The 26,196-nt window shown below is 48.3% G+C and carries 27 protein-coding genes and 2 pseudogenes; 15 read left to right on the top strand and 14 right to left on the bottom strand.

The features are described from left to right. Positions 1-5 precede the first annotated feature (5 nt). From KH703_RS04025 to KH703_RS03985, 9 genes and pseudogenes are all read right to left on the bottom strand, one after another. Positions 6-542 (bottom strand): 50S ribosomal protein L25/general stress protein Ctc, encoded by a 537-nt coding sequence (locus KH703_RS04025; RefSeq protein ID WP_177388523.1) that lies wholly within the window; start codon positions 540-542, stop codon positions 6-8. Between the two features lie 250 nt (positions 543-792). Beyond that, complete coding sequence (locus KH703_RS04020; RefSeq protein ID WP_304294352.1) at positions 793-2,010, bottom strand: type IV pilus twitching motility protein PilT; 1,218 nt, start codon at positions 2,008-2,010, stop codon at positions 793-795. Further along, a complete protein-coding gene (locus KH703_RS04015) occupies positions 2,010-3,017 on the bottom strand; it encodes a transaldolase (protein WP_304294350.1) in 1,008 nt (335 codons plus the stop codon). Before KH703_RS04015 ends, KH703_RS04020 begins: the two co-directional genes overlap by 1 nt. Beyond that, on the bottom strand, positions 3,010-3,633 hold the full coding sequence (gene serB, locus KH703_RS04010; RefSeq protein WP_304294348.1) for a phosphoserine phosphatase SerB: 624 nt from the start codon (positions 3,631-3,633) through the stop codon (positions 3,010-3,012). Before serB ends, KH703_RS04015 begins: the two co-directional genes overlap by 8 nt. 31 nt (positions 3,634-3,664) lie before the next feature. Beyond that, positions 3,665-4,399 carry a UDP-2,3-diacylglucosamine diphosphatase gene (locus tag KH703_RS04005; protein ID WP_304294346.1) on the bottom strand — a complete coding sequence of 245 codons (735 nt, stop codon included), beginning with the start codon at positions 4,397-4,399 and terminating at the stop codon, positions 3,665-3,667. 42 nt (positions 4,400-4,441) lie between these two features. Then, entirely contained in the window at positions 4,442-5,449 is a 1,008-nt protein-coding gene (gene argC, locus KH703_RS04000; RefSeq protein WP_304294344.1) for an N-acetyl-gamma-glutamyl-phosphate reductase, read from the bottom strand. Position 5,450: 1 nt separating this feature from the next. Then, a complete protein-coding gene (gene greA, locus KH703_RS03995) occupies positions 5,451-5,942 on the bottom strand; it encodes a transcription elongation factor GreA (RefSeq protein WP_304294343.1) in 492 nt (163 codons plus the stop codon). Between the two features lie 48 nt (positions 5,943-5,990). Further along, positions 5,991-6,587, bottom strand: a pseudogene (locus KH703_RS03990) (DUF354 domain-containing protein); the annotation flags it as partial. Positions 6,588-6,917: 330 nt separating this feature from the next. Continuing rightward, positions 6,918-7,349 (bottom strand): annotated as a pseudogene (locus tag KH703_RS03985) (lipid-A-disaccharide synthase); the annotation flags it as partial. Positions 7,350-7,417: 68 nt separating this feature from the next. Here KH703_RS03985 and KH703_RS03980 point away from each other — a divergent pair. The 13 genes from KH703_RS03980 (at position 7,418) to KH703_RS03920 (ending at position 18,086) form a co-directional block, all read left to right on the top strand. Beyond that, positions 7,418-7,918, top strand: a complete 501-nt coding sequence (locus KH703_RS03980) for a hypothetical protein (RefSeq protein ID WP_304294341.1) — start codon at positions 7,418-7,420, stop codon at positions 7,916-7,918. Between the two features lie 361 nt (positions 7,919-8,279). Next, complete coding sequence (gene surE / locus KH703_RS03975) at positions 8,280-9,059, top strand: 5'/3'-nucleotidase SurE (protein WP_304294339.1); 780 nt, start codon at positions 8,280-8,282, stop codon at positions 9,057-9,059. Then, positions 9,052-9,720: a ThiF family adenylyltransferase gene (locus tag KH703_RS03970; RefSeq protein ID WP_304294337.1), complete on the top strand. Its 669-nt coding sequence runs from the start codon at positions 9,052-9,054 to the stop codon at positions 9,718-9,720. Before surE ends, KH703_RS03970 begins: the two co-directional genes overlap by 8 nt. Positions 9,721-10,404: 684 nt before the next feature. Continuing rightward, positions 10,405-10,902 carry a nitroreductase family protein gene (locus tag KH703_RS03965; protein ID WP_005869576.1) on the top strand — a complete coding sequence of 166 codons (498 nt, stop codon included), beginning with the start codon at positions 10,405-10,407 and terminating at the stop codon, positions 10,900-10,902. Positions 10,903-10,904: 2 nt separating this feature from the next. Beyond that, entirely contained in the window at positions 10,905-11,756 is an 852-nt protein-coding gene (modD, locus tag KH703_RS03960; RefSeq protein WP_304294335.1) for a ModD protein, read from the top strand. 115 nt (positions 11,757-11,871) lie between these two features. Continuing rightward, complete coding sequence (gene modA / locus KH703_RS03955; protein ID WP_304294334.1) at positions 11,872-12,573, top strand: molybdate ABC transporter substrate-binding protein; 702 nt, start codon at positions 11,872-11,874, stop codon at positions 12,571-12,573. Further along, positions 12,570-13,238: a molybdenum ABC transporter permease gene (locus KH703_RS03950; RefSeq protein ID WP_304294332.1), complete on the top strand. Its 669-nt coding sequence runs from the start codon at positions 12,570-12,572 to the stop codon at positions 13,236-13,238. The genes modA and KH703_RS03950 overlap by 4 nt, the downstream gene beginning before the upstream one ends. A 65-nt stretch (positions 13,239-13,303) precedes the next feature. Continuing rightward, entirely contained in the window at positions 13,304-13,849 is a 546-nt protein-coding gene (locus tag KH703_RS03945) for a superoxide dismutase family protein (protein WP_304294330.1), read from the top strand. Positions 13,850-14,235: 386 nt separating this feature from the next. Further along, entirely contained in the window at positions 14,236-14,769 is a 534-nt protein-coding gene (locus KH703_RS03940; RefSeq protein WP_304294329.1) for a DUF1104 domain-containing protein, read from the top strand. A gap of 468 nt (positions 14,770-15,237) precedes the next feature. Then, positions 15,238-15,900 carry a response regulator transcription factor gene (locus KH703_RS03935; RefSeq protein WP_304294327.1) on the top strand — a complete coding sequence of 221 codons (663 nt, stop codon included), beginning with the start codon at positions 15,238-15,240 and terminating at the stop codon, positions 15,898-15,900. Between the two features lie 18 nt (positions 15,901-15,918). Then, on the top strand, positions 15,919-17,016 hold the full coding sequence (locus KH703_RS03930) for a HAMP domain-containing sensor histidine kinase (protein WP_304294474.1): 1,098 nt from the start codon (positions 15,919-15,921) through the stop codon (positions 17,014-17,016). Between the two features lie 293 nt (positions 17,017-17,309). Then, complete coding sequence (locus tag KH703_RS03925) at positions 17,310-17,741, top strand: hypothetical protein (protein WP_304294325.1); 432 nt, start codon at positions 17,310-17,312, stop codon at positions 17,739-17,741. 33 nt (positions 17,742-17,774) lie between these two features. Beyond that, positions 17,775-18,086 (top strand): hypothetical protein, encoded by a 312-nt coding sequence (locus KH703_RS03920; RefSeq protein ID WP_304294323.1) that lies wholly within the window; start codon positions 17,775-17,777, stop codon positions 18,084-18,086. 465 nt (positions 18,087-18,551) lie between these two features. Here KH703_RS03920 and KH703_RS03915 read toward each other — a convergent pair whose 3' ends face one another. The 4 genes from KH703_RS03915 to KH703_RS03900 all read right to left on the bottom strand — a co-directional run bounded on the left by KH703_RS03915 (position 18,552) and on the right by KH703_RS03900 (position 23,171). Then, the gene (locus KH703_RS03915; RefSeq protein ID WP_304294321.1) at positions 18,552-19,148 is read right to left on the bottom strand and encodes a metallophosphoesterase; all 597 of its coding nucleotides are present in this window, start codon (positions 19,146-19,148) and stop codon (positions 18,552-18,554) included. 84 nt (positions 19,149-19,232) lie between these two features. Then, the gene (locus KH703_RS03910) at positions 19,233-20,726 is read right to left on the bottom strand and encodes an RNA ligase (protein ID WP_304294319.1); all 1,494 of its coding nucleotides are present in this window, start codon (positions 20,724-20,726) and stop codon (positions 19,233-19,235) included. A 553-nt stretch (positions 20,727-21,279) separates the two neighbouring features. Next, a complete protein-coding gene (locus KH703_RS03905; protein ID WP_304294317.1) occupies positions 21,280-22,320 on the bottom strand; it encodes an isoaspartyl peptidase/L-asparaginase family protein in 1,041 nt (346 codons plus the stop codon). A gap of 413 nt (positions 22,321-22,733) precedes the next feature. After that, the gene (locus KH703_RS03900; protein ID WP_304294315.1) at positions 22,734-23,171 is read right to left on the bottom strand and encodes a DUF417 family protein; all 438 of its coding nucleotides are present in this window, start codon (positions 23,169-23,171) and stop codon (positions 22,734-22,736) included. A gap of 411 nt (positions 23,172-23,582) precedes the next feature. Here KH703_RS03900 and KH703_RS03895 point away from each other — a divergent pair, with 411 nt between their 5' ends. Continuing rightward, positions 23,583-23,825 carry a hypothetical protein gene (locus KH703_RS03895; protein WP_304294313.1) on the top strand — a complete coding sequence of 81 codons (243 nt, stop codon included), beginning with the start codon at positions 23,583-23,585 and terminating at the stop codon, positions 23,823-23,825. 294 nt (positions 23,826-24,119) lie between these two features. Here the strand turns inward: KH703_RS03895 and KH703_RS03890 are convergent, their stop codons facing one another. Further along, a complete protein-coding gene (locus KH703_RS03890) occupies positions 24,120-25,391 on the bottom strand; it encodes a thiamine-phosphate kinase (protein ID WP_304294311.1) in 1,272 nt (423 codons plus the stop codon). A 437-nt stretch (positions 25,392-25,828) separates the two neighbouring features. Here KH703_RS03890 and KH703_RS03885 point away from each other — a divergent pair, with 437 nt between their 5' ends. Beyond that, positions 25,829-26,095, top strand: a complete 267-nt coding sequence (locus KH703_RS03885) for a hypothetical protein (protein ID WP_304294310.1) — start codon at positions 25,829-25,831, stop codon at positions 26,093-26,095. The last annotated feature ends 101 nt before the right edge of the window (positions 26,096-26,196 follow it).

Below are 26,196 nucleotides of genomic sequence, written 5' to 3'. Positions count from 1 at the left end.
CGCCCCTATTTAGCCGAAGTAACTCCGACTACCGCTACCGAGCCGTCTAGGATGATGCTGACGCCCTCTTTTACCGGAATGTCTCGGATCAAAAGCGAATCGCCTACGTCAAGATCGCTTACATCGAGCGTAAAATCGTTTGGTAGATCTTTGCCTGCGCATTTTACGGCGATACGGCGCTTGGATTGCACCAAAATACCTTTGTTTTTTAGCCCTTTAGCGACGCCAGTTACCTTAACCGGCACTAAATATTTGCTTACCACGTCATCCTGAACTACGCGCAAATCTACGTGGGTTAGGGTGTTTGTGACGGGGTGCTTTTGGTATTCTTGCACTATAACGCGATATGTCTTACCGCCCACGCTAACCTCGAAAGGAAGATCTTCTTTTGCGCGCATAGCCTTGATAAAGTCGTTTACTTTAAACGCTGCGTTAATATTTTCAAATCCTTTCGCATAAATATTAGCGATTAGATAACCATCTCGTTTTAGGGATTTTGAAGCCCTTTTACCGATACTATCTCTAACGATACCTTCTAACATTAGGTTTCCTTTGTGAAAAAATGAAGCGTGATAATAGCTAAATGTTGCTTTAAATCTATTTAAGCGCCACGATGAAATTTAGAAGTAAAATTGCACGGAATTTAGCCGATTAAAATTTACGCTAAATCCTGCGAACTCAAGACATACTCGTATATGCACGAGCAAGCGAATAGAATTCCACCCGCGCGGCAGCAGGCAGAATTCTTTAAAATTCTAAATTGCAAAAATTTAGAATTTTAAAATTTATGACTTATCGGATCTCTTTTAGCTGTACGACTTCGCCGGCGAGCATCTCTTCGGCGCTCTCTCCGGATTCTGCTGCCAAATCCCTTTTTTTGGCAAGGTCCACGTTTTTTATTTGCAGATCGAGGTCGTTTCGCTTAGAGGCCTTATCCAGCGCCTCCTCGCGGGTAATAATGCCGTCTCTGTAAAGATCAAGCAGGTGCTGATCGAAGGTCTGCATGCCGTAGGTGTTGCGACCATCGGCGATCGCGTCAGGAATTTCGTCGTCGCGCGCATCAAGTATCATATCCTTAATACGGGTGTTTTTGCGTAGAATTTCAACGACGGCTACGCGCTTGCCCTCGATAGTACGGGCAAGGCGCTGAGAGATGACCGCCTCTAGGACGGATGCAAGCGTCATTCGGATACGCTCCTGTTCGGCCTGCTCAAACATCGCAATGATACGGTTTACCGTCTCTTTTGCGTCAATAGTGTGCACCGTCGAAAACACTAAGTGGCCCGTTTCCGCGGCGTGAAGTGCGGTCTCGATCGTTTCTAAATCGCGCATCTCGCCCACGAATATTACGTCCGGGTCCTCTCTCAGCGCGGCGCGAAGCGAATCTGCGAAGTTGTTGCAGTCCTCGCCGATAGCGCGCTGATTGATGATGCATTTATCGTCTTTAAATACGAACTCGACGGGATCCTCGATCGTAACGACATGGCTGGTTCTTTGCCTATTTATGCGATTTATCATACTTGCGATCGTGGTCGTCTTTCCGCTTCCCGTAGGTCCCGTAAGTAGCACGACGCCGCGCATAGCCGTGTCGCAAATATCTTTGATCGAGGGCGGCAAACCCAGCTCGTCAATCTCTGGAATTTTAACGGGGATCGTTCGGAAAACCGCGCTAATACCGTCGATTTGAAAGAAAATATTAACGCGGAAGCGATAATCTTCGTTTAGCTTGTAGGTAAAATCCACGCTCTTTCTCTCGATGAGCTCCGGAAAGCGCGTAATGAGCAGCTCTTTGGCTAGCGTCATCGCGTCTTCTTTCAAAAATGGCGTCTTGCTAAATTTTACCAGCTCGCCATGGATGCGCCCTCTAATAACCGCGCCCGACTTGATATGAAGGTCGCTACCGCCGTTTTGGATCAAAAATTCCAGATATTTATTTAGCCTATCTCGCTGCTTAAAATCCAGCGTAGAAGCGTCAACTTGATACTGCGAATAATCTATAGAACCCGCCATCATTTCTCCTTTTTAAGTGTTTTTATTATCTCTTTAAATGCCTCTTCAAAGGCCACTAGCCCGTCATCCAGCAGCTTTTTATACGCCTTTTTTATATCGATCTTCGCATCCGCTACGCGCGCGAAAAATTCCTCTATCTGCGCATCGCTCGGCGGCGTTTTGGGTTTTTGATCGCCGCTTACAAAAGCCTCTATGGTCTCAAGCGGCGCGGTGTTTACGCAGCCCGGATACATTAGCTCGCTTACGTAGTAATCCTTCGGCAGATCGTCTCCTTTTACCCCCGTGCTCGCAAACAGCGGCTTTACGTAGTTTAAATTTTCTTTAGCGATGATATTGTAGCACTTCGCGGCGTTCATCGTGCCGATTTTGCCGGTAGGAAGACCCGCCGCTGCCATTTTTTCATCCAGTAACCTATCGAAGCGGCTAACGAATATGCTAATTACGGTTTTGGGTAAATTCGCCTTCGGGAAGTAGCGACGAAAGCCTGCTATGCCCTCTTTTATCGCCTCGATGCATTTCGCGGTCTGCTCAGGCGAAAAAACCAAAGTCGCATTTACGCTGATCCCCTTTTTCAGTAGATCGCGCATCGCTTCGTAGCCCGCCTTGGTCGCAGGGATTTTGATCATAACGTTTGGCATGCCGATCGTGCCGTATAGGTGTTTGCCCTCGCGATACATCGCCTCGGCGTCGTCTGCAAAGCATGGATCAACCTCGATACTCACAAAGCCGTCATCGCCGTTAATAAAATTTTTAAGCAGGCTCTCCGCCGCGCTTCTGATGTCCGCGGTGGCTAAAATTTCATACAGCTTTTTAGGCTCCTTTTTTCTAAATTCCTCTTTGGCCGCATCGTATGCGGAGGAGCTTAGGATCGCGTTTTTAAAGATTGCGGGATTGGAAGTCGCGCCGTTAATTATCCCCTTTTTGATCAGCTCGTCGAAATCTTTATCGATAAAATCGCGCTCCAAAAAGTCGCACCAAAGGCTGAAATTTAGGGCTTTATCATACATATTTCATAATCTCCTTCAAATCCTTTTTTTCAATGCAGACGCTCGCGTGCTCTTTTAAAATTTCATTCGCGCAAAAGGCGATTTTAAGTCCCGCCTCGCGAAACATCGAAACATCGTTCGCGCCGTCTCCCACGCACATTACTTCGCTCGTCTTTAGACCCATCAGCGATTTAAGCTGCGCAAGCAACGCGCCTTTTGAGTATCCAAACATCATCTCGCCGCCAAAAAGCCCGGTTAAAATTCCGTCCTTTTCATGCAGATAGTTCGCAAAGCTCGCATCAAAGCCTAGTTTTTTCTGCGCGGCGTCGGTGGCGAGATGAAATCCGCCGCTAAAGACGATCACCTTTATGCCTTTATTTTTCAGATACGCGATGATCTCGCTAGCGCCGCAAACGAAAGGCAGGCTTTCCGCGATAGCTTCGGCATCGCTAAGCTTCATCCCCTTTATCAGCGCCACGCGCTCGCTAAGGCTTTCGAAAAAATCAAGTTCTCCCGCCATCGCACGCTTCGTGATTTCGCTAACTTGTCGCTGCGTGCCCATTTTAGCGGCGAAAAAACCTATCGTCTCGCCGTCCATCAGCGTAGAATCAAAGTCGAAAACACAAAGCTTTATCATAAATATCCTCGCAAAAATTTAGGAATTATAGCTAATTTAAGTTTAAGTTTTTTGGAATTAGCGTAAATTTTTCGCTTTTTGCGACCTCGTAAATTTTGCTCCCGACCCCGAACGAGCACAAATTTATATATTTTTTCTCGCCGAAATATAAAATTTCATCTTGATGATAATGGCCTTCGATGATTAAATTTGCCGCGTAAAAATCGATCTTCGGCGCGATTATATCCTTAAAATTTAGCATTTTTTTGTATAGATTTTTCCCCTCTTGCGATTTTAAGATTACTTTTGAAATTTTAAATTTTAAAGCGCGGTCGAGCAGATCCATAAATTTCAGAAAAGCCCTGTTTCGTAGCGAAAGCAGCGCAAACTGCGTCAGACGCGGCAAAAACAGATCGCCGTGCGCAATCTGTACCGCTTCGCCGCTCTCGCAGATAAATTTAACAGGCTGCGCGGCGTTTGGATAAACTTTTGCGCAGGGGAAAATTTCACGCAGATTAAAATCGTGGTTGCCCTCGAAGTAAAAAATTTCGCATTTTCGCGACAGCTCGTTTATTAGCGCGATCTCCTCTTCGTAGAAGCGCTGCACGTAGGTCGTGTTTGCCAAAAAATCAAACATATCGCCCATCATAAAAATTTGAGGCGGCAGGCTTTGCGTGGAACGCAGCGCGCGCAAGAATTTCAAAAATTGCGGCCTGCTCGCGCCCGCGTGTGCATCGCCGATAAAGATCGCGCCCGGTTTTATCGCCTGAATTTGATCATTTTGCATTTAGGCTCCGGCGCGTGAAGGCTTTTGCGAACGATACATCGCTTAAATTCCGTGCGCGATGCGCGGCAGCGCCGTAGCTTCGGCGAATCCGCACATTAAATTTGCGTTTGCGACCGCCTGCGACGATGCTCCGCGCAAAAGATTATCGATCGCCGAGTTGATCCAAATTTTATTGCCCGCCGTTTTTACAAAAATATCGCAAAAGTGCGTTCCTACGACGTTTTTTATACTCACGGGTTCGCTTCGAACGCGCACGAAAGGCTCGTTCGCGTAAAATTCTCGCAGCACCGCCTCTGCGTCCACGCTCTTTTGCAGCACGCCAAACGCGCTAACCAGCATTCCGCGCGTAATCGGCAGCAAATTCGGCACGAAAAGCGTGCTAAATTCGCCGCCTTTTAAAATTTGCAGCTGCTCTTTGATTTCGTCTGCGTGGCGATGCGAGATCGGCGAGTAGGCATTTGCGTTTTCGTTCGCGCTTACGAAATGGCTACTTGCTTTAAGAGCTTTGCCTGCGCCGCTTACTCCGCTTTTTGCGTCGATAAATACGCCGATACTAGGATCTAGTAGCCGCACGAACGGCGCGAGCGCCAAAATAGAGCAGGTAGGGTAGCAGCCCGGATTTGCCGTAAGCCGCGCCGCGCGGATCTTTTTGCGATTTAGCTCGGGTAGTCCGTAAACGGCGTGGGCTAAATTACGAGGGTCTAAATGCGTGGTGTAATTTTTCTCGTAAAGCTCGCGGCTTAGGCGGTAATCAGCCGATAGATCGACTACCTTGACGCTTTTAAATTTTAAAATTTCGCGAGCAAATTCCATCGCTTTTCCATGCGGCAGCGCCAAGAAAACAAGATCGCACGCTTTTGCGGCATCTGCGGCATCGGCAACTCGTACTGGCATTTGCAAAACTCCGCGAAGCTGCGGAAAAATTTCGCTTATCTCTCCATCTGTCGAAGCGCCCAAATATGAAATTTCAAAGCCTGGGTGAGAAAGTAGAGCCTTAATCAGCTCAAGCCCCGTATAGCCGCTAACGCCGATGATGCCTACTTTTTTCACGCTAATTCTCAAATTTGATCGGATTGTATTCGACGCTTAAAATTTCCACATCGCGCGTGCCTGATGGTAGCTGAAGCACCACCTCATCGCCCTCTGCTTTGCCTAAAAGCTGGCGCGCGAGCGGAGTGTTTATATTGATAAGTTTGCGCGAGATATCCGCTTCGCTAAGCCCTACGATCGTATAAACCTCCTCCCGCTCGGTCTCTACGTCCATAAAGGTAACGGTGGAGCCGAATTTTACGCGGTCGTGCTCGTAGGTTGAGGGATCGATGATCTTTGAGCGAGAGACGATGTCGCTAAGCTCGGCGATGCGCGAGAGTAGAAACGCCTGCTCTTCGCGCGCCGCGTGGTACTCGGCGTTTTCTTTCAGATCGCCGTGTCCGCGCGCGATGTCGATCTGCTGCACGATGTGAGGCAGCTTCACGCTCTGAAGCTCCTTGAGCTCGGAGGTGATCTTTTCATATCCGTAAAGCGTCATTGGTTCGGTCGTCATAATCTTCCTTTCTTTTTATCAAATTATATAAGCTTTAGCCTTAAAATTTCAGCTCGCAGGCTGCGTTAAAATTTTTGCCACGTTTTCGCTGGAGCCGAGCTTTAGATAATCTCGCAGCTTTTTGCTCGCGAGCTTAAATTTAGCGGCGTCACAGCGCTCGTATGCGGCGAGTAGGTTTTGCGCGCTTACCTCGGATTGCAAAAGCTCCTCGTGCAGAGGCTCCTCGCCCAAAAAATCAAAAATAATATTTGCAAGCCCCACGTGCTTTAGCTTTACGAGCTTTCGCGCGAGCCAAACGTCAAACGCCTTTGCTTTGTAGCACAACACGAACGGAGTGCCGATGAGCGCCGCCTCAAGCGTTGCCGTGCCCGAGCAGATGAAGGCAAAATCGCAATCCTTAAGCGTGGCAGGAGTATCGTTTGCGATGCTAAAGCCGTCCAGAGACCCGTAAATTTCATCTCTTTGATCCATCAGATGCGGCGGGATTATTAAGACCCGCTCGCTATTTTCAAATTTAGGCGCAAGGGCTCTAAAAATCGGCATCAGTCTTGAAATTTCAGCTCTGCGCGAGCCCGGCATAAAGGCGATCTTGCCCTGTTTTTCGTAACTTGTTTTTTGGAATTTTATCTCGTCAAGCAGCGGATGCCCTACGAAAAAATAGCGAGCACGGCTCTGAGCCGCTAAATTTAAAGCCGCAGAATTCTGCGCGGAGCACGGCTCGTCGGAGCTTTGCGATGCGAAATTCTGCGAGAAGCCTTGCCTGGTGAAGTTTGGCTCATTAGAATTCTCGGTCTCGGAATTTCGCTCGCAAAAATTACCGGAATTCTGTGCCTTAGAATTTTGATCCGCGAAATCAGGCGCAGAATTTGGCGAAGTGAAATTTTGCTCGCTTCGTGCGGCATGCTCTTTCGGCGCAGCCTCTTTGCTCTTCGCTTCTTGCGGCACGGCGCCCTTATCTCCCTCGCAATTCGCGCCGAAAAATTTCGCCTCAAAAGGCCAGACGGAGAGCAGATTGTCGCAAAACGCCTTCAGCTTCTCCGTTCTGTGCGGCTTCCACGCCCAAACCTGCGGCAGGATATAATATGAAATTTCCGCGCGCGCGCCGCTTTCTTTGATCGCGCGAGCAAGCGGCAGATTAAACGCGGGCGAATCGATTAAAAGCACGCGATCGCACTCCGCCGCAAGCCGCGTCATCTGTGCTACCGCGCGCTTGGCTTTTAAAATCAGCGGCAAAATTTCTATAAAGCCCATCGCCGAAAATTCGCTGCTTTTGTATATCGGCGAGCCCAGCTTTTCATCGAAAATTCCGCAAATTTCGTAAGCGGGATCGAGCTTTTTAAGATGCTCAAAAACCTCTTTGAAATGCAGGTTTGCCGAGGGTTCTAGGCAAGAGATTAAATATTTCAAATTTAGCCTTTTAAATTTTTGTTAATTATAGCAAAATGTGCTAAAATTAAGCCGACAAAGGATTTAAGATGAAAAATTTTAAAATTTTAGCGTTATGCAGCGCGTTCGCGATGTTGCTGGGCGGTTGCGGCGCGGCTAAATACCAAAAGCGTCAAGTCAATGAGGATCCCGCAGTAACGGCGCGTTTTGAGGCGCTTAGTAAGCTAGGCTCGCCCGCACTCGTCGCTAAAGCCGCAGCTAGCGAGATCGCAGCAGACGTAGGCGGCGCCAAGCCCCACGTTAAGGTCGCGCAGTTTGCCTTCCTCGAAGAAATTAGCGCACAAGGGAGCGATCTGATCTATGCCTACTCGCTAAGCCCTGACTGGGCGAGCCTAAAAAGCTCCGATCGGCAAAAATATCTCAAATTGCTAGCCAAGGATATTACCGAAAATGACTGCAATGCACCTAGTACGCGAGCTTTATTGCGAAACGGAGTGCGTGAAGTGCACCGATTTTTCTACGATTATCCAAGCTCGCACCTACTTGATTCGCAAGTAAGTGAGGAGATATGCCGTAAAGCGGGGTTGTAGAAGACCTCGAATAATTTTATGCCGCGGATTTACATCGGCGCGAAAATTTAAAAGGCGAAATTTTGTGACGAGTTGCGGAGTGCGGTCGCAAAAATTTAATTTAAGGAATTTCGAAAGCGAAATTTAGGCAATGAAATTACGTGGCAGGCTATAAAATTTGTAGCGAAAAGGCGAAATTTTTCTATGGATTTTGCGATCTAAGTTCGTGATGGAATTTTTGCGAAAAAATTTGGCGCGACGGAATTTTACGCCGCGCAAACTAAGTAGCAATTTTTGCATAGTAAAGAATTGAGCGTTAGATTTTTACAGACGAAATTCCGCCCCGATAGGTCTGTCGTGAAATTTTAGTTAAAGAAAGAATATGAAAGAAATTTTAATCACCAACGACGATGGATTCGAAGCGCGCGGGCTTTTGGAGCTAGCAAGCGCACTAAGATCGATCGCAAACGTCACAATCGTAGCGCCAAGCTCCGAAAAATCGGCATGCTCGCACTCGCTCACGCTCACGCGCCCGCTTAGATTTGTAAAGCTCGACGACGGATTTTTTAAACTCGACGACGCTACGCCCGCAGATTGCGTGTATTTGGCGCTCCGCGCGCTGTATAACCGCAAGCCCGATCTAGTGATAAGCGGCATAAATCATGGCGCCAACGTCGCGGAGGACGTGACCTATTCTGGCACTTGCGGAGGCGCGATGGAAGGGGTTTTGCAAGGCATTCCCGCGCTTGCGGTGAGCCAGTTTTACGTCGCGGACTCTCTGCAGCGATATGGGTTTGATCTCGCATGCGAGCTTGCGGTTGATCTGGTGGAAAAAATTTTCAAAAACGGCTTTCCGCTGCCGCCGAAGCAGTTTTTAAATTTAAACATTCCTGCCGTTTCAAAGCAAGATTTTAAGGGACTAACGGTTGCGCCATGCGGCGAGAAGCTCTACGACACCGATGCGCAGCTAAACCGCAATCCGCGCGGGATGGAGTATTATTGGCTCGGCAAATCTACGCTCAGCTTTGATGCGAGCAGGAACGAGAACAGCGACATTTCGGCACTTTTTGAGGGGCGGGCGACGCTAAGTCCGATTAAGTTAAATTTAACCGCGCACGAGCAGATGAGCGCGCTAGAAAGGTGGATGAAAAACGATGAGTGAGGTCGTAGTAGACCGCTTTTCGCGCTCGCGCCTACTTTTCGGCGAGGATTTTGCAAGGCTTCAAAGCGCTAAAATTTTAATCTGCGGCTGCGGCGGCGTGGGCGGAGCGGCGATAGAGGCGCTATACCGCAGCGGCGCGGTAAATCTAAGCGTGATCGATTGCGATCGCTTCGAGATCACCAACCAAAACCGCCAGCTTGGAAGCGAGTGCCTAGGCGAGCTAAAATGCGAGGTTTTCGCGCGCAAATTTAAAGGCGTGACGCCGATCGTCGCTAGGATTGATGAGGAATTTTTATCTAAATTTAATCTGGCGCAATTTGATTTCGTAATCGACGCGATCGACGACGTGGGCGCTAAGATCGCTCTTGCGCTGCGCTGTAGCGAGGCGGGCGCGGGCTTCATAAGCTCGATGGGCGGCGCAAAGAGGCTCGATCCCGCTAAAATCGAAATCCGCTCAATTTGGCGGACGCAAGGCGATCCGCTCGCGCGCAAGATCAGATACGAGCTGCGAAAGCGCGGCTTTGCGGGCGATTTTGACGTCGTCTGCTCAAGCGAGCCGCCGCGCGTCAAATCGATGGGCAGCTTCATGGGCGTAACCACGAGCTTCGGGCTTTTCATCGCAAGCTACGTCGTGCGCAGGCTGATAAGCAAGCAGGCTTAGGTGGTTAAAATTTTATAGCGCTTCGGCGTGCGGCTCCGTCTGGTCGGGTTTTGCGGTTAAATTTTAGATATTTTGAGCTTGTGATGATCTGAGCGCGCTTTGCGTGCGGTATGGCGCAGCCGGTATTTCGCAGTGCGTGTGCGGTTAAAATTTAAAACGGCAAAAGTTAAATTTTACCTAGCGACGAAGATAAAATTTGCTCGGCGCGAAGGCGGAATTTCGTTCGCCGCGAAGGATAAAATTTTATCCGCAAAGATCAGCGCAGACTCGGCACGAGATAAAATTTAAAGATCACGCAAGCTACGCGTGCATATCTATAGTATGCGGTGCGCCGTTTTAGCGGGCGCCAGATAGCGGTCTAGGATTAAAATTTAAATGGACAGGTAGCAAGCTTGCTCGTGAGCGAAATTTCGATTGAATTAAGTTCGTGCAGCTATCCTCTGCGGCGGGTTTTTAGTGATGAGGTTTGAAATTTTATCGCAGTTTCGCGCGCTTTTTGATGCAAAAAGAGGCGCGCCCAGGCAAGTAAAACCAAATTAGCGCGCATCGGTCGCTGCGTAGCGACTAAATAAGCGTAAAGTGTAAGAAAGGCTCAAACAAAGGCAGCAGCAATCTTACTTCTAAATTCCATTTTTTACAACTCGCAAAAAGCGGAATTTAGAAATTTAATTTAAAGGAGCAGCGATGAATGAAATTTTTACACGCACGAGCGTGCGAAACTTTACCGAGAAAATGCCGAGCGACGATCAGATCGAGCTCGTGCTAAAAGCCGCGATGCAAGCCCCTAGCGCGGGTAACCAACGCTCATGGGAGTTTTACGTAGTGCGCGATCGCACCGCACTTACGCTACTTAGCAGCGTCGGCACCTACGGTGGCTGCACGAAAGACGCGCCGCTTGCGATCGTAGTTTGCACGCGTAAAAGCGGCTTAAAATTCCAGCCCTACGCTCGCTACGACTGCGCTTGTGCGGCAGAAAATCTCTGGCTGGCGGCGCACCATTTGGGGCTTGGCACCACGTGGCTGGGCGTAGCGCCCGATATTTACGCGATGGAGCGCGTAAGAGAAATTTTGGATCTGCCTGGGCATTTAGAGGCATTTTGCATTATGCCTTTGGGCTTTCCGTCTCGCGTCACAAAGGCGCATTCACGCTTTGAGCCCGCTAAAATTCACTTCGTAGGCTAGAGATGTTTATTTCGCAGAGTAAAATCGACGATCTTATCGCTAGCGACGGCGCGTTTTTGGACCTTACGACCGAGCTTTTGCAGGACTTCGTGGATTTAAACGCGCCCGCGCGACTTTCGATCGTAACGAGGCAGGATCTGATCTTTAGCGGCGGAGGAATCGCGCGCGAAGTGGCGGCGCGCCTCGGCTGCGAGACGCAGCGGCTAGCGCGCGAAGGAAGCGCATTTTGCGCGGGGGATGAAATTTTTAGCGCGCGAGGGAGCTTCGAGAGCCTCCATAAGGCTTGGAAGATCGTTCAGATCGTGCTTGAGTACTCCTGCAAAATTTCTACTTACGCGCGCGAGATGGTTGCGCTGATGCGAGAGGCGAATCCGTGCTGCGTGCTGGGTGCGACACGCAAGAGCTTTCCTTTTGCGAAGGAGCTTTGCGTAAATGCGCTGATCGCGGGCGGCGGGAGCATGCACCGTCTAGGGCTGCACGACAGCGTCCTGTTTTTTTCAAACCATATCCGCGCGTTTGCGAGCTTTAGCGAGTTTTGCGCACAGATCGCTAAATTTAAAGAGCGCGCGCCCGAGCGAAAGATAATGATCGAAGTGGCGAGCGAGGGCGAATTTAGCGAGCTCTTAGGTTACGCGCCGGATGCGATAATGTGCGATAAGATGAGCCCGGGCGAGCTTAGAGCCTGCGTTTTGAGGCGCGATGAAACGGCGCCGCAGATTAAAATTTGCGCCGCGGGCGGTATAAATAAAAATAACTGCGCAGAGTTTGCAGCTACCGGCGCGGACGTGCTCGTAAGCTCGGCGGTTTGGAATCAGGGCGTGTGTGATTTGAGCGGAAAGATAGAATTTATATAAATATTAAATTTTAAATTTTAAGGTAGAAAAGTCTAAAAAAGGGCATAAAAGCGGGATTTATTAATAAATAAGATTATATTTTGTAAAATTCTTAAAATTTCAAAAAAGGATTTTCATGAAAAAAATTGCATTTATTTTGGCGCTTGCGGCAAGCGTTTCGTTCTGCGCGGATCAGCTGATCATCGCGGCCGGCGGCGGATACAAAAAGCCCGTCTCGGCCGTGATCGAAAATTTGAAAAAAGAGGGCATGGACGTGGCGGGATCGTTTGCCAACCTCGGCCAGCTCGTCATTCAATCGCGCGAGAATAAAATTTCATTCATCGTGGGCGACGAGGCGTTTTTGAAAAAAAGCGATCTAAATATCACTAAATTTGAACGTATCGGGCGCGGCACGCTCGTTTTAGTAACGCCGAAAAATATCAAAATAAACGACGTATCGGAAATCGCAAAATTCGATAAAATCGCGATGCCAGATCCTAAAAAGGCGATTTACGGTATCAGGACGAACGAGTTTTTACAAAACGCCAAGATGGATGCGGTAAAAGATAAAATTTTAGCCGTCGCGGGCGTGCCACAGGTGGTCGCATACGTCATCAACGGCGAGGTGCAGGCGGGCTTTATCAACAGCACCGAAGCGGTCGCCAAAAAAGATGAGTTCGGCTCGGTAATCTATATCGACGAGAGCCTCTACAGCCCCGCATTCATCGGTATCGCAAGGCTTAGCGCATGCGGCGAGCAGGCGCTTTGCGAAAAGGTGATGGAGGAGTTTAAATCGGACCGCTCAAAAGAGATTTTTTTAAAATTCGGTCTTAAATGAGCGACATCGCTTGGATCACGCATCCTTTGCTTTTAAGCGTCAAAGCCCTGTTTTGCAGCTTTTTGCTACTGATTACGGCAGGGCTTGCGATTGCGTATTTTTTAGCCTTTAGTAGATCGAAGTTTAAAAAAATCGTCGAAATTTTGGTGATTTTTCCGCTTATATTCCCGCCAATCGCGACGGGATTTCTGCTTCTTTACATCTTCGGAAAGAGCGGATTTATCGGCTCTGCGTTAAATTTAGACATCGTTTTTAACTTCTCTTCATTGGTAATCGCCGCATTTTTGGTCGGGCTACCGCTGTTTGTAAAGCCCGTGTGTGCGAGCTTTGAGCTCTTTCCGAAGAGCCTAATCGAAGCTGCGCAAATTTTAGGCAAAAATAGAGCTCAAATTTTCCTCTTCGTCATTCTTCCAAGCTCGCTTAAAACGCTCGGCTCCGCGCTCATTTTAGCGCTCTCGCGCGGGCTTGGCGAAGTGGGTATTACGCTGATGCTGGGCGGAAATATCTTGGGTAAAACCGACACGCTAAGCCTTGCGATCTACAACGCCGTGTATGACGGAGAAAACGAGCGGGCGCTGATTTTAAGCGTTTTGCTCGTAATTTTCAGCTTGATTTTATTCTTCGCGATAAGCCTTTTAGATAAAAAGCGAAATTTATCTAAATAAGAAAAATTATTTTTTAAGTATTTTTGGATAAAATTGTACTCGCATTTCATTTTAAAGGATTTATCATGAAGAAATTTCTAATTTCATCAATTTTAGTTGCAAGCGCCTTGATCGCTCACGAGCACGGCGATATGCAAAATTTCGACCCTAAGACCGGCAAGCACCTCATCATCGCGATGGAGCAGCTAGGCGAGAAGGGCAACATGAACGTAGGCGAGGTCGTAGCGGTCGAGACGAACTACGGCGTGGCGTTTTTCCCGAATTTAAAGGGTCTTACTAGCGGCGTGCACGGCTTTCACGTACATCAAAACGCCGACTGTGGCGCGACCGAGAAGGGCTTAGGCATGAAAGCTGGCGGCCACTGGGATCCGAGCGATACAAAAAAGCACTCGTTTGCTTGGGACGATAACGGTCACAAGGGCGATCTGCCTGCACTTTTCGTCGATGCCGAGGGCAATGCGGTCTATCCAGTGCTAGCTCCGAAGATCAAAAGCTTGGATGAGCTAAAGGGGCACTCGCTGATGGTTCACGTAGGCGGCGATAACCACAGCGACCATCCGAAACCGCTCGGCGGCGGCGGCGCTAGAATGGTCTGCGGCGTTATAAAATAAGCTTCGTTGCGGATGAAATTTAATCATCCGCAATTTCTAAATTTACTCGCCTTGCGGTTAAATTTACGCTACGAAATTTCACCGTTCGCAGTGCCGAGACACGCCCACTTTGTCGTTAAATTTACGGATGGCGGGCTTTTAATACAATCTATGTAGCGCAATTTATGTTAAATTTACGCGCTACACAACACCCCCGTTTTAAATTTTAAAATTTAACTCCATTTACGCGCATTATGCTCTGTTTTTGTCGCAGCGGCGTAAAGTTTTCTAAATTTAAATCAAAGTTTTAAATTTACGACGCCGAGTTTGACGGCGCGGCTGCTTTACTTAACTTTTTCTTCACGACTTTTTCCTACAATCACACCAATTTTCACAAAGGAGAGAGAATGAAAAAGATTGTTTTAGCAAGCGTTTTAGTCGCGGGCGTGCTGTTCGCTGCAGATTTTCAAAATAGCACTCCCGAGCAAATCAATGCCTCGATCGCCGGTGCCGACGCCAAGAGCTTAAGCGAGGCGGCGTTTGAGATCGATAAGCGCGCAGGCGAGCTAAGGGCGCAGGCAAGGGATCTTAAGCGCGGATTTAAGACGGAATTTAAAAAGAAACTGGATGCTATGAGCGTCGAGGATCGCGAGAAATTCCTAGATGAGTTTAGAAAAAACTATAACACCCGGGCGGGCAAGCTAAGCGTCGAGCAGGCGGATAGGCTGGATATTGAGCTTAAAGACCGCGGTAATTTCGGCAAATTTAAAAGGCCTGCTTGCGGGTTCGGTCCGCACAGATCGCAGATGGCACCCGGCGAGTGCGGTCATATGCCGCCTGAAGGAATGGGCGGAGGCGCAGGGCGAGCAATGCCTCCGAGGGACGCGATGCCGTGCAATCAAAACGCTGGCGACGCTGTGTGCCCTATGACGCAGCAATAGCCGTCCGTGCGCAAGCTATTTAGTTCCGCGCAGCATTTGCACGGAATTTTGTTTTAACAGATCACGGCGTAGAAATTTTAAAATTTAGCTTTGAAGCTTATACGAGCCGATGAAATTTCGGAAAATTTTATCGGTGCAGGCGAGGTTTTGAAATTCTGCGCGGCGAAATTTTAGGACGTGAAATTTTAAAATTTCGTAGCGGCGGAATTTTAAAGCCCGGCGTTTTGCCTGTAAATTTTAAAATTCCGCGGCGCGAAAATTTTATATCGTAAAATTTTAGCCTCTTGCGCCGCTTTGCGCGCTGCGCAAATTAATTACTAGGCGAGCAATCTAAATTTACGAAGCGTGCCTTAGAGCCAAGACGCGTCGTTTTCGCCACGATAAAATTTGCCGCGAAATTTTGCAATTAAATTTTACGTGGAATTTCACAGGGTATAATTTCAAAAATTCTACGCAAGGAGGCGGGCTATGGCAAGAGTTTTGATCGTCGAGGACGAGGGGATGCTGCTAGACATGATGTGCACCTATATGCGCGGCGCGGGGCACGAGGTAAGCGGCAGCAAAAGCTACGACGAGGCGCTTTCATTAGCATACGAAAAGAGCTTCGATCTGTGGATCTTCGACGTCAAAATCATCGGCGGCAACGGCTTTGCGCTGCTTCGCGAGCTGCGCGAGGCCGGGCGCGGCGCACCGTGTATTTTCACGACGTCGCTAAACACTCTGCAAGACGTCGAAAGCGGCTTTAGAAGCGGCTGCGACGACTACCTAAAAAAGCCCTTCGAGTTAAAAGAGCTAGCCCTGCGCGCGGATAATCTGCTAAAGCGCACCTTCGTCCACAACGCCGCCGGACGCGAAAATATCGGCGGAAGCTTTAGCTTCGATATGGCTCAGCGCGCGCTATATCATGCAGACAGGCTCGTGCCGATGCCGCAAAAGCAGGCGAGGCTTCTTGCGCTGCTTCTAAAAAATCGCGATAAGCTCCTTAGCAAAGATGAAATTTTCGCCGCGCTGTGGGACTACGACGAAAGTCCAAGCGAGCTTAGCCTGCGCGTTTATATCGCGGAACTGCGAAAAATTTTAGGCAAAGATCACATCATAAACGCTTCCAAGCTCGGTTACAAATATATTTAGGAGCGCGCCGTGTCCAAAATGCGTCAAATTTTACCGATTTTTTTGCTCTACACTCTTACTAGCGTCTTGTTTTTGGCGCTAGTAAGCAGCATATTTTATGAGCGGGAGAAGTTTTTTATCGCGGATCGCGATGCCTTTGCGATCAGGGATTTTAAACACGGCTTAGAGGCTAAGCTCGCTCGCGGCGGGCGCCTAAACGAGAGCGATTTCGACGCCATGCAGGCATACGCGGCGGATCTGAATAGCAGCGATGAGATCGCGCGGGATTTCGAGCCGAAGGGTGACGCGCCGCGCGTGTATATGGAGGGATCTGGCAGGATCGAGCAGTTTAATCTCACCGCTAAGGACGGCACGGAGTACTACGTAGCGATCAAAACGGAGGCGCTTGAGGGCAAGCTCGCGGCGCTGAAGCTTAAAATTTTAGCCGCGAGCGCGCTTGTTTTGGCACTTATTTTGCTAATCGCGTATTTTATCATCCGCCTTTCGCTGCGTCCGCTTTATGAAAAGATCGAGTTTCTAAATGGCTTCATCCGCGACACGACGCACGAGATAAAGACTCCGCTTAGCGTGATTTTGATGAGTATCGAGCTTTTTGAAACCGAGCCGAAAAAATATCTAGGCAATATCAGGGCTGGTGCAAATACGATAAACGCGCTATTTGAGGACCTAACCGTGCTAAGCTTAAACAAAAGCGGCAGCGGACGAGAGGTAAATTTAGGCGAGCTGTTGCAAAGCCGTATCGAATATTTTCGAATCTCTGCGGAGCAAAAGCGCATAAGCTTAAGCGCCGATCTGCGTCCGGTAGCCTTTTGCGCGGATGAGTTTAAGCTGCGAAAAATCATCGACAATCTGCTTGGCAACGCGATAAAATATTGCGACGAGCTCGGCTGCGTCGAGGTGAGCCTGCGCGAGCGTTCGCTTCGCATCAAAAACAGCGGCGCGGGCATCGCGCGACAAAATCTGCCGCATATTTTTGAGCTTTACACCCGCTTTGACGAACGTAACGGCGGTTTTGGCATCGGACTTTTTATCGTGAAAAAATACTGCGACGAGCTCGGGCTTAAAATTTCGTGCGATAGCAATGAGGACTGGACGGAATTTGAGGTGAAATTTTAACTTTACCCAAATGAAATTCTGCGCGAACGAAATTTTAGCGGGCGGGCTTGCTAGGCTTAACCGCGCAGGTTTAAATTTAGCTAGCGATTCCGTTCGTAAAAATTTGCGCTAGGTTATGATTTGACGGCGGAATTTACGCATGCAATTCGGTTGCGCTCGCAAAATTTCGCCCGCCGGTTTGCAAAATACATAGCGTAAGCCATATGAAATTTTATAAAATTTCGAGCCGTAGAATTTATCCGAAATTACGTAGCCGTTCGATAAAATAGCCACAAATTTCACCGGATGTAACAATGATAGATATTGATGAGGTAAGCTATAAAAGAACCAAGTTTAGGCAAGCTGGCTTAGAGGCTGCGGCTGGCATAGCATCAGAGGGCGATACGGCAGCAAGCGACGCGGCCAACGCTAGTGCGCCAGGGCACGTAAGAATCTCGGCAAAAAGCGGCTTTGAAGCATGGAGCGAGAAGCTGCTGCATGGCCGCGAGGCTAGCTTTCGCTACGCAGTACGCATCCCGCTCGGGCCCAAAGTGCAGCTGGACGCAGATGAATGCATCCTATGCGAGTATAAAAAGCGCGGAAGCGGGCTTGAACTAATCGCTGCTTTGCTAGTCTTAATCCCCGTTTTAGGCGTGCTTGCGCTATGTTTTAAAGCAGAATACGGCGTAGTTTTTAATATAACTATCCTGCTAGCCAGCTTTTGCATGATAATGGTGTTTTTGTAGGTCTTTTGGGATGCCGTGCACAAGGGAATTTATGTGAGTGATAAAAATTTAATCACTCAAAACGGCACAAAATTCCCGATTGAAAAAGTGCACTTTAGCGCCTTATCCAACCGCTGCGGAGATATCACGCTATATTTTTATGTCACGCCGTTTAGCCAGATTTTTACGCTAAGTATAGATGGTAGCGATGAGTTTAACGCTCTCATCTATTGCTTAGCCACGCTCTGCAATAACGATGAGCTTTTTCGCTTCGCGACGCACCGATACGTGCGCGCTAGAGCTAGCGGACGTCGTCCTCATCTAATTTTAAACGCCAGACTATGTAAGAACGCACCAAAATTCTAAAAGCTTCGAAATTTTTCGCGCCTTGGCAGAATGCGGCGCCAAAAATTTAAATAGAATTTTTAAGCACGATTCTGCACACAAATTTTGCGGTGCAAATCCGCGCACAAAATCCATAGCTCAAATTTTGCACTTAAATTTTTTGGATAAATTTCTCCCTCAAATTTCGTAAAGAATTTACGCCGCCATAGCCTAATAATAGTGCGTAGAGCCTGCAAAATTCGTAACAATGCAAGCAAAATTTGTCAAGATTAGGGATAAAATTTTAGCAGGCGAGCAAAGCTTTATTTGGTCGTAAATGGACTTCGTAACGGCACGGATTAAGCTGACACATGCTTAATGGTAAGCTTTCGTGCGAATTCTATAAAATTTTATGGCGGCGCAAACAAAATTTCGCGTAACAAGGACGAGCCAAGCACTCGCAGCTACGCTTAAATCAATGCTGTGGCTGTCCGTGTTTAGCCAGGATCACAAATATCTTGCGGCGATTTGCTTTTGCCCTAAAATTTGCACGATCTCATCTAGGCTTAAAATTTTGCCGTGCGAGTCAAAGCCTACGTTTAGTATACGCCCCTCTAGGCTGGAAGCGCGGTCGTGCAAGTGTCCGTGAAGCATAAAAGAGCCTTTGGAAGCGCGGTTGTGCTCCTCTACGGGATAGTGAAACATACAGATGCTCATACCCGTTTTGCCGTCCTTCATAGCGCCCGCACCGCCGTCAAAATTTAGCTCCTTGTAGTGCAGGATATCGCTAAAAATAGGATTTCCGTCGTCTTTTAGCTCGCGTAGCAGCGCTTCTTTGTTTTGGCTGATGAGCGTATCGTGGTTGCCTAAAATCAGCACATGCGAGCCGTTTAGCCTACGTGCGACGCTTTTTAGATCCTTCAATTTATTACAAAATGCAAAATCGCCCAGATCATAAACCGTATCTTCCGGCCCCACTACGGCGTTCCAGAGCTCTATTAGCTTTTCGTTCATCTCGCTTACGTCGTTAAAAGCCCTAAATTTAGGGCAGTATTTCATAATGTTCGCGTGATAAAAATGCAAATCGGAGGTAAAAAATATCATCATTTTTCCTTTAAGCTTTAATCGCTGCATTAAATTTACGCTTTACGTAAATTTGCGCGGTGTTAAATATTCGCACGGTAATCGTTAAATTTTTTCCAAAAATTCTTTTATAAAGCCTAGCTTGCCCTGCTCGTCAAGGGATTTGAATTCTCGCTCGTTTGCTTTGATGTGATCGACCAATGGGTGAAATTCCTCATCAAGCTTGGTTTTATCCAGTTTGCCGGAAAGCGCCTCATTTTTACTGCGAGCGAAAAATTTATTCACGAGATAATAAGGCGTTTTCATCTTAAAGCAAAAATCGTTTTGGCTCGGGATATACACCATAAAGCCCTCGAATTTCGCCTCTTTGACTATATTTTTTAGCTCCGTAAAGCTCGTTTTTAGATACTGCTCGCCATCTTTATAAAAAGGTCTTTTTAGCGCTCCGTCAGTACTTGCGGCGATCTTATCCAGTTCAAATTCGCCCTCTTGCGCGCCAGTTTTAACGTCGATAAGTCCGATAAAAGTCTCTCCAAGCTCCTCTTCTACAATGTGCGGGTCGCTCTCGTCGGTGATCTCAAATAAAAAAGTTTTATTTGGATAGCGTTTGAAAATCTCTTCAAATTTGCAGCAGTGCTCGCGCGCCATCTGTGCAAATCTACTATCGGTCGATCCCGTCGTGGAGTAGATGACGCGGCGGTTAAAGCTCGCGCCGCTTTCGTGGGCATCTACGTAGGTGCAACACCCCAAAAAGCCGTTTACCTTTCGCACGGCAAGCACGGGCGTATCGTCTGTGATATTGATAGGATAAAGGCTTTTGCGCGAGGTAAATTCCGAATAGTTATAGACCTTTTTAAACGGACGCACGATGATATTTAGATCATCGTCCATTATGAGCCCGCGCATCTCAAGCAGCGCCTTATCCCAATCGGCTTTGAAAAAGACGCGTTTTGAGTATTTGTAGGTGCGAAGCTCGGGATAAAGCTCGCTTTGACGCGCACTCCAGAGCCTTTTATCCTGCGTGGCGGCGATATATTTTTTCGTTACGTAGGTATTTTGCGCCGCATCAAAGGGCAGATCGCGCCTGTTTAGAGCCGCCGCGTCTTTAATCTTTTGCGCTACGCTTTGGCTCATAGGATTAACGGGCGGGATCAAAATTTCACCCTCAATTTTGTTGTTTGCGACCTTGATAAACATCGCTATCACAGTATTTTCATCGACGTCGTGCTCGGAGGCGAAGAAATTTTGCATTCTAAAGCATTCGAAAATAAATCCATTTTGGGCGGCCTGCTCTTTTAGGCTTAGCAGCTCTTTGGTGCGCGCACTCACGTTGCTAAGCACGATAAGAACGTCTTTGGTCTTGTTTTCCAGGGCAAATTTATACGCCTGCTTTATCTCGCAGGCGACCTTGCGCTTCGCGTCCTCCAAAAGCTTCGGCGACCAAGTATAAACTCCTGCCTCATCGGTTAAGAACATATCGTTTTCCAGATGATAAATTTGCGCCTGCGGATATTCGTTTTTAAATTCTTTAATTTTCTCTTTTGCGAAAGTCGTTTTACCTGAGCCCGCGTGTCCGCGAACGACTATAAATTTTCTCATTTTACCGCCTTGATTTTATGTGGCGATATTCTACCTGAAATTTGAGCGCTTTGGTATCAAGAAATATGGATTTTGGTAAAATTCAATTTACAGAGCCGAATTTCGCCGCCTAGCTCGCGCGCTTTTTGGCGCGAATTAGACGGAGCGGCGCTCGTATCTATGCGGGCTGCTGTCGATGCGCGCTTTTTGGCGCGAAATTGAGCGAGGATAAAATTTGCGGCGAAGCCGCCCAGCGGCCTAAATTTAAACCTCAAAGCTTAAATTTACAAAAGGATAGAATTTAATCTCTTTATGGGCTTATCGAAGCATAAAAATTTATTGTTTTGGCTAATTTGAATACAAGAAAAAAGATGGCGATATATATGTTAGGTTTAAAATTTTAAATAAATAGAAATTTGCGCTTTGCCGAGGTGTTGAAATTAAAATTTGACCGAATTTATTCTCGCCGAAGCGCTCGATTGATGAAAGCGCCAAATTCGATAGACGTGCGATAAAAGCGTATTTATCCTCGCTATTTGATTTAAATTTAGCCCCGTAAAGGGGCTAAATACGCTTATTTGTCTCCTAGCGGCCAATAAACGATCGGTTTAGCTCCGAGTCTTGCTTCGCCGTGATACATTCCGAGCTTGTCTTTCGTCCACGCAAAGCCCGTGTGTCCGTGCTTGTCGATCGAGATGATGCCGCCGCTGCCACCGAGTGCTTTGACCTCTTTTACCGCTTCTTCAGCGGCCTTTTGCACGTCGGAGGTTTTGTATTTATACAGAGCTGAGACCTCGTGCGCGGCGTTTACGCGCATGTAGATGTCGCCCGTGCCGGTGCATGAAACCGCCACCGAGTCGTTGTCGGCGTAGGTTCCAGAGCCTATTATCGGGCTATCGCCGATGCGGCCGGTCATTTTATTTGTCATGCCGCCCGTGCTGGTTGCTGCAGCTAGGTTGCCGTTTTTGTCCAGCGCGATCGCGCCTACGGTGCCAAGATACGGACGCTCGTGTAAATTTAACGACGTCTTTTTCGCCTTTTCGCTATCAAGTAGCAACTTTTGCTTCTCTTTGGCTTTTTGTAACGCGTCGTATCTAAACTGCGTGAAAAAATACTTCTGATCGACCATCTCTAGGCCGTTTTCTTTAGCGAGCTTGTCGGCTCCCTCGCCGGCGACTAGCGTATGCCACGTCTTATCCATCACGAGCCTGGCGCCTAGGATAGGGTTTTTGATATGCCGTGCCATCGCGACCGCGCCCGCTTTTTTGGTCGAGCCGTCCATTATCGAGGCGTCGAGTTCGTTAAATCCGTCGGCTGTAAAGACCGCGCCCTTGCCCGCGTTGAAATTCGGATCGTCCTCAAGCACCATAATGGCCGCCGTTACGGCATCCATCGCGCTGCCGCCCCGTTCAAGCACGGCTTGACCCGCCAAAAGCGCTTTTTTCATCGGCTCCTCGCGGATTTTAAATTCCTCCTTGGTTAGATCAAGCCCGCTAGTGCCGCCGTGAATGACGATAACGGGGGAAAATTTCTCCTGCGCATTCGCAACCGTTAGCCCGAGCAGAGCCAAACTCGCCGCCATAAAAACGGCCTTTGAGAGTGAAAAGTGCTTCATATCTCATCCTTTCGAAAAAATTGCAGAATTTTTAAGAAATGATATAACTTTGCGCTTTTCGTTTCGCTTAATCAAATGCGAATTCGGCTGGATCTAAATCTAATGCTTTGAGCTTAGGATTAAGCTTTCGCCGTCAAATTTAACGTGGTTTAATTTGTGGCACAATCTGATGGATCGATTTAAATTTTATAAATTTTGGTTTGAGCGTTGGCAAAATTTAATTACCGCAGCTCGATAAATTTCAACCGCGCGTCATAAAATTTTAGCGCGCGGCCGTATTTTAAACGGCGCTACGCAAGCAAGCTCAAGCACGCACCCCGCCGGCAAAGCAGGCTTCAAATCAAAAGCCTCAAGCTCGCCGTGCGCGATCATTTAGTATTGCGTCGGAACCGACGCCAGTATGTTTTGACGGCTCAATCGCAGCTTTTTTCTCCGCGGCAAAGGCGCGCCAGGTCGTATTTTAGCAGCACCAAGCCAAGGCCTAGCAAGAAAAGGTCTTTAAAGATAAAGCCGTCGATCTTGCCTAGCTGCGGCAGTAGACTGAGCGTAGTAAGCGCCATGACGATCACGATGAGATCGCCCACGATACCCGCCTTCGGCTTGAAAAAGCCTGCGATGAGCGAGAGATAGCCCACGGTCTCCACCACGCCCAAAAAATAGCTCGCGCCGGCGTCCCCGAGCGCTGAGGGCAAAAACGAAAGCCACGTCTGCGAAAAGAGCGGCTTTAAAGCCTCCACCTCAAACTCAAACCACTTGTAGTTGCCCATCACGGCAAGCACGACGATAACGGAAAGTCTAGCGAATATAATATCCGCGTCGCCTGCGACAAATTTTTTTACGATCTCCCTCATACGGCTTCCTTTGTAAATTATGTAGCGGTATGATAGCGAGCTTGCGTGTAGGCTACGTGAAGGGGCGAAATTTCAAATTCCAAATTCCTCGGCTCTATAAAATTCCGCGCCTCAGCAAATTTCTACGACTCCGCAAAATTTCGTGAAATTTTTTAAAAATTACGGCATTTTGTGAAATTCAAAATTCCGTGGCTCCGCAAAATTTGAAATTCCATGCCGCGCGCCGTAAAATTTCAACGCGCATACAAAATTTTAAAATTCGCGCCTAAATTTAAGCTATAATCACTTCAAATTTTAAGGAGCCGAAATGCTAAAATCATATCCTCTTACGATGCAGGGCGTGGAGTTTCGCGGACACGGCGTGACGGTAAGGGCGGGCACCTATACGCCGTAGACGCGGCAAGCGGCGAGGTGATCTTTAAGCTTGATACCGGCGGCACCGAGCATTTTGCGTGGTACGAGGATAAAATTTTACTCGCAGATCGCCGCGGCAAGCCGGTTTTGATTAGCGCTGAGGGCGGCTCGATCTTAAAAGAGGTGGAATTCGACAAGTTTCAATTCGGCTCGGATCAGATCATGCTCGCTAGCGGCGGGCGCCTCTACGCTGTGGCAAACGACGGAGCCGCGATGTACGCCGTTTGCGCGGATATTTAAATTGGACATATTAAAATTCGGCTTGCAGTTGTGGATTAAATTAAACGCCAGGCTTGAACCGCCGAACATTTTGGATATGGAATTTACCTAGTTAAGGCTCATGCCCGCTGGCCGAAGCACCCTTGCGAGCCGCATCCATCTCTCACCCATTCGGCAAATGCCAAAAACCGCGAATTCTTTGGTATAAAGCACGCCGTAGCTCACTTGCTAAGTAAAATTTACTCGCTTTGCATGCCGTTTCAGATTGAAATTCAAATCCCGTGCCTTAAAATTTAAAGCGGTCGCGGCAAAATTTCAAGACGCGAAGTGGTGCGAGCTGCCACGAAATTCCATCGAACTTTGCGGCGTGCGCGGGCAAACCTCGGCGATGATATTGATCGAAACGCCCGCCTTAGCGGCAATCGCGTAGATTTTAGGCAAAAACTTCGGCGCGAAGCTGAACAAAATCTCGTACTCCTCGCCGCTTTGCAGCGCAGCCTCGCTAGGGCGAGCGATCCAGCGCGCACCCACGCCGCTAGCCTCCAGCAGGCGGGGCAAGTCCTGTGCGAGCCCATCGCTAATGTCCATCGCCGCGCTGATGAGCTTCGCCGCCTTGTAAAAAAACTTATCGCGCAAAACAGGCCTGACGAAGCGCGAATTCTTTGAAATTTTTGCGCGCAGATCCTCGCGCAAGCGATATGAGCCGCTACCCGGCACAGGATTTTCGCCTGCAGAGCTTTGCGACGTAGAATTTTTGCATGCGAGGCTTTGCGACATAGGGCTCTTGCGATCCTCTCCGCTTCGTGACACGGAATTTTGCGCCGAAATTTCGGCGTTCAGGCTCTGCGGTTTGACATACGCAGGTAAAATTTTATCGTCCAGACTTTGCGGCTCAAGGTCCAAAATTTGCATTGCCGAAGTTTCAGCGCCCAGGCTCTGTAACTTAGCATGCGCAGGTAAAATTTTATCGTCCGGGCTTCGCACCTCATCGCCAGGATTTTGTGCAGCCGAAGCCTCGGCGTTTAGACCCTGCGGCGCGGTGCTTGAGCTTTGCACCGACGAAATTTTATCGTTTCGGTTTCGCGTCTGCGAGCTAGCGGGCGAAATTTCATCTCTTAAAAGCACCGCCAGATCGCGCCCGACGCTGCCTAGCTCGCCCGTATGCGCGATGAGATCGCCCACGCGCGCGCCGCTGCGAAACACGGGGTGCTTGCATTTGCCGATCAGGCTCACGCTAAGCGCGATACGATCCGAGCCGATCGTGTCGCCGCCGATGATCCGTATGCCCCACTCGCGCGCCGTCTCGCTCACGCCCGCGCACAGCTCGTCGATCTCGCGCGTGCCGATCTCGCGCGGCAGTGCAAGCCCCAGCAGGGCGTATTTGGCGCGCGCATTCGTCGCGATCATATCCGAGATATTTACGAGCATCGCCTTTGCGCCGATCTCGCGCAGGCTCAGCCAGCCGCGGCGAAAGTGCACGCCCTCGACGAAAAGGTCCTTGCAATATGCCCGCTCGCCGATTACGGCGCAATCATCGCCGTTAAGCTTCGATCTAAATTTCTCAAAAATATACCGCTCTTTATCCATGCTCCCTCCGTTAAATTTAGCGTTACGCCGCAGCCATGTGAAAGCTAAGAAACCCGAATTTGCGGGCTCCTGTTTAATTTCGTCGCACACGCGCAGCAGGAGTTCTACGCTCCGCTTTGCAAGATTATAGCGTAAATTTAGATTTTCGCCGCGCGAGTTTGGCTGCAGTTCGGTGCGGCTCGATAGCAAAATTAGCAATCGCATGGATTTTGGGGCTTTGGCGCGGCTAGGTATGGACGGATACCCGTGATAAAACTGCGTTCGAAGCTATTTCTTGCATGCGCCCGCCTACGTGCGCTAACATAGATGGCAGGTCTTTAAAACGGCGAGCTTGAAATTTTAAAATTTAGCGTAACCACAGCGAGATTAAATTTAAACGCTGCGTAAGCATAGCGAAGTTAAAATTCGCCTAAATATTTTATATAAACGGAGGGCAAATGGGTATTTGTCATGACCTAGCTAGAGGCTGGTTTATATTTCTGCTACTTGGCGTGATTCTGCTCAATAGCGTTTATGTAAAGGGTAATTATATAAAGCATTTTTTTGATTTTAATGTATTGATTGAATCTATGAAAGAAACCAAAGAAAATTTAGGTTTTGCACACAAATTTGTGGGTGTATTTTATTGCGTAATATCATTTATCGCCTATTTTTGCATTTATTTGGGACTTTTTGCATTAATATTAAAAATATTTATTTATTAAATTTTGAAAATCAAGGAATTCCAATGAACGATTCGAAACCGAGTGAGCCGCTACTAATCGTAAAAAGAGCGAGGCGTTTTTACGGGCCTTTTTATTCGGTA

It is taken from the genome of Campylobacter gracilis (assembly GCF_018374135.1).
In the GTDB taxonomy this organism is placed as follows: Bacteria; Campylobacterota; Campylobacteria; order Campylobacterales; family Campylobacteraceae; genus Campylobacter_B; species Campylobacter_B gracilis_A.
The sequence above is the reverse complement of the archived record's forward strand: the minus strand, read 5'-3'. Positions and strand labels throughout refer to the sequence as shown.

Coding starts and splice junctions, on each gene's coding strand:
- greA (WP_304294343.1), bottom strand. CDS start 5,942: ATGACGACCGAACCAATGACGCTTTACGGATATGAAAAGATCACCTCC.
- KH703_RS03965 (WP_005869576.1), top strand. CDS start 10,405: ATGAATGAAATTTTTACACGCACGAGCGTGCGAAACTTTACCGAGAAA.
- KH703_RS03935 (WP_304294327.1), top strand. CDS start 15,238: ATGGCAAGAGTTTTGATCGTCGAGGACGAGGGGATGCTGCTAGACATG.
- KH703_RS04025 (WP_177388523.1), bottom strand. CDS start 542: ATGTTAGAAGGTATCGTTAGAGATAGTATCGGTAAAAGGGCTTCAAAA.
- KH703_RS03940 (WP_304294329.1), top strand. CDS start 14,236: ATGAAAAAGATTGTTTTAGCAAGCGTTTTAGTCGCGGGCGTGCTGTTC.
- serB (WP_304294348.1), bottom strand. CDS start 3,633: ATGATAAAGCTTTGTGTTTTCGACTTTGATTCTACGCTGATGGACGGC.
- KH703_RS03925 (WP_304294325.1), top strand. CDS start 17,310: ATGATAGATATTGATGAGGTAAGCTATAAAAGAACCAAGTTTAGGCAA.
- modA (WP_304294334.1), top strand. CDS start 11,872: ATGAAAAAAATTGCATTTATTTTGGCGCTTGCGGCAAGCGTTTCGTTC.
- KH703_RS03945 (WP_304294330.1), top strand. CDS start 13,304: ATGAAGAAATTTCTAATTTCATCAATTTTAGTTGCAAGCGCCTTGATC.
- KH703_RS03910 (WP_304294319.1), bottom strand. CDS start 20,726: ATGAGAAAATTTATAGTCGTTCGCGGACACGCGGGCTCAGGTAAAACG.
- KH703_RS03930 (WP_304294474.1), top strand. CDS start 15,919: ATGCGTCAAATTTTACCGATTTTTTTGCTCTACACTCTTACTAGCGTC.
- KH703_RS04005 (WP_304294346.1), bottom strand. CDS start 4,399: ATGCAAAATGATCAAATTCAGGCGATAAAACCGGGCGCGATCTTTATC.
- KH703_RS03970 (WP_304294337.1), top strand. CDS start 9,052: ATGAGTGAGGTCGTAGTAGACCGCTTTTCGCGCTCGCGCCTACTTTTC.
- KH703_RS03900 (WP_304294315.1), bottom strand. CDS start 23,171: ATGAGGGAGATCGTAAAAAAATTTGTCGCAGGCGACGCGGATATTATA.
- KH703_RS03885 (WP_304294310.1), top strand. CDS start 25,829: ATGGGTATTTGTCATGACCTAGCTAGAGGCTGGTTTATATTTCTGCTA.
- KH703_RS03905 (WP_304294317.1), bottom strand. CDS start 22,320: ATGAAGCACTTTTCACTCTCAAAGGCCGTTTTTATGGCGGCGAGTTTG.
- KH703_RS03915 (WP_304294321.1), bottom strand. CDS start 19,148: ATGATATTTTTTACCTCCGATTTGCATTTTTATCACGCGAACATTATG.
- modD (WP_304294335.1), top strand. CDS start 10,905: ATGTTTATTTCGCAGAGTAAAATCGACGATCTTATCGCTAGCGACGGC.
- KH703_RS03950 (WP_304294332.1), top strand. CDS start 12,570: ATGAGCGACATCGCTTGGATCACGCATCCTTTGCTTTTAAGCGTCAAA.
- KH703_RS03890 (WP_304294311.1), bottom strand. CDS start 25,391: ATGGATAAAGAGCGGTATATTTTTGAGAAATTTAGATCGAAGCTTAAC.
- KH703_RS04020 (WP_304294352.1), bottom strand. CDS start 2,010: ATGGCGGGTTCTATAGATTATTCGCAGTATCAAGTTGACGCTTCTACG.
- KH703_RS03980 (WP_304294341.1), top strand. CDS start 7,418: ATGAAAAATTTTAAAATTTTAGCGTTATGCAGCGCGTTCGCGATGTTG.
- surE (WP_304294339.1), top strand. CDS start 8,280: ATGAAAGAAATTTTAATCACCAACGACGATGGATTCGAAGCGCGCGGG.
- KH703_RS04015 (WP_304294350.1), bottom strand. CDS start 3,017: ATGTATGATAAAGCCCTAAATTTCAGCCTTTGGTGCGACTTTTTGGAG.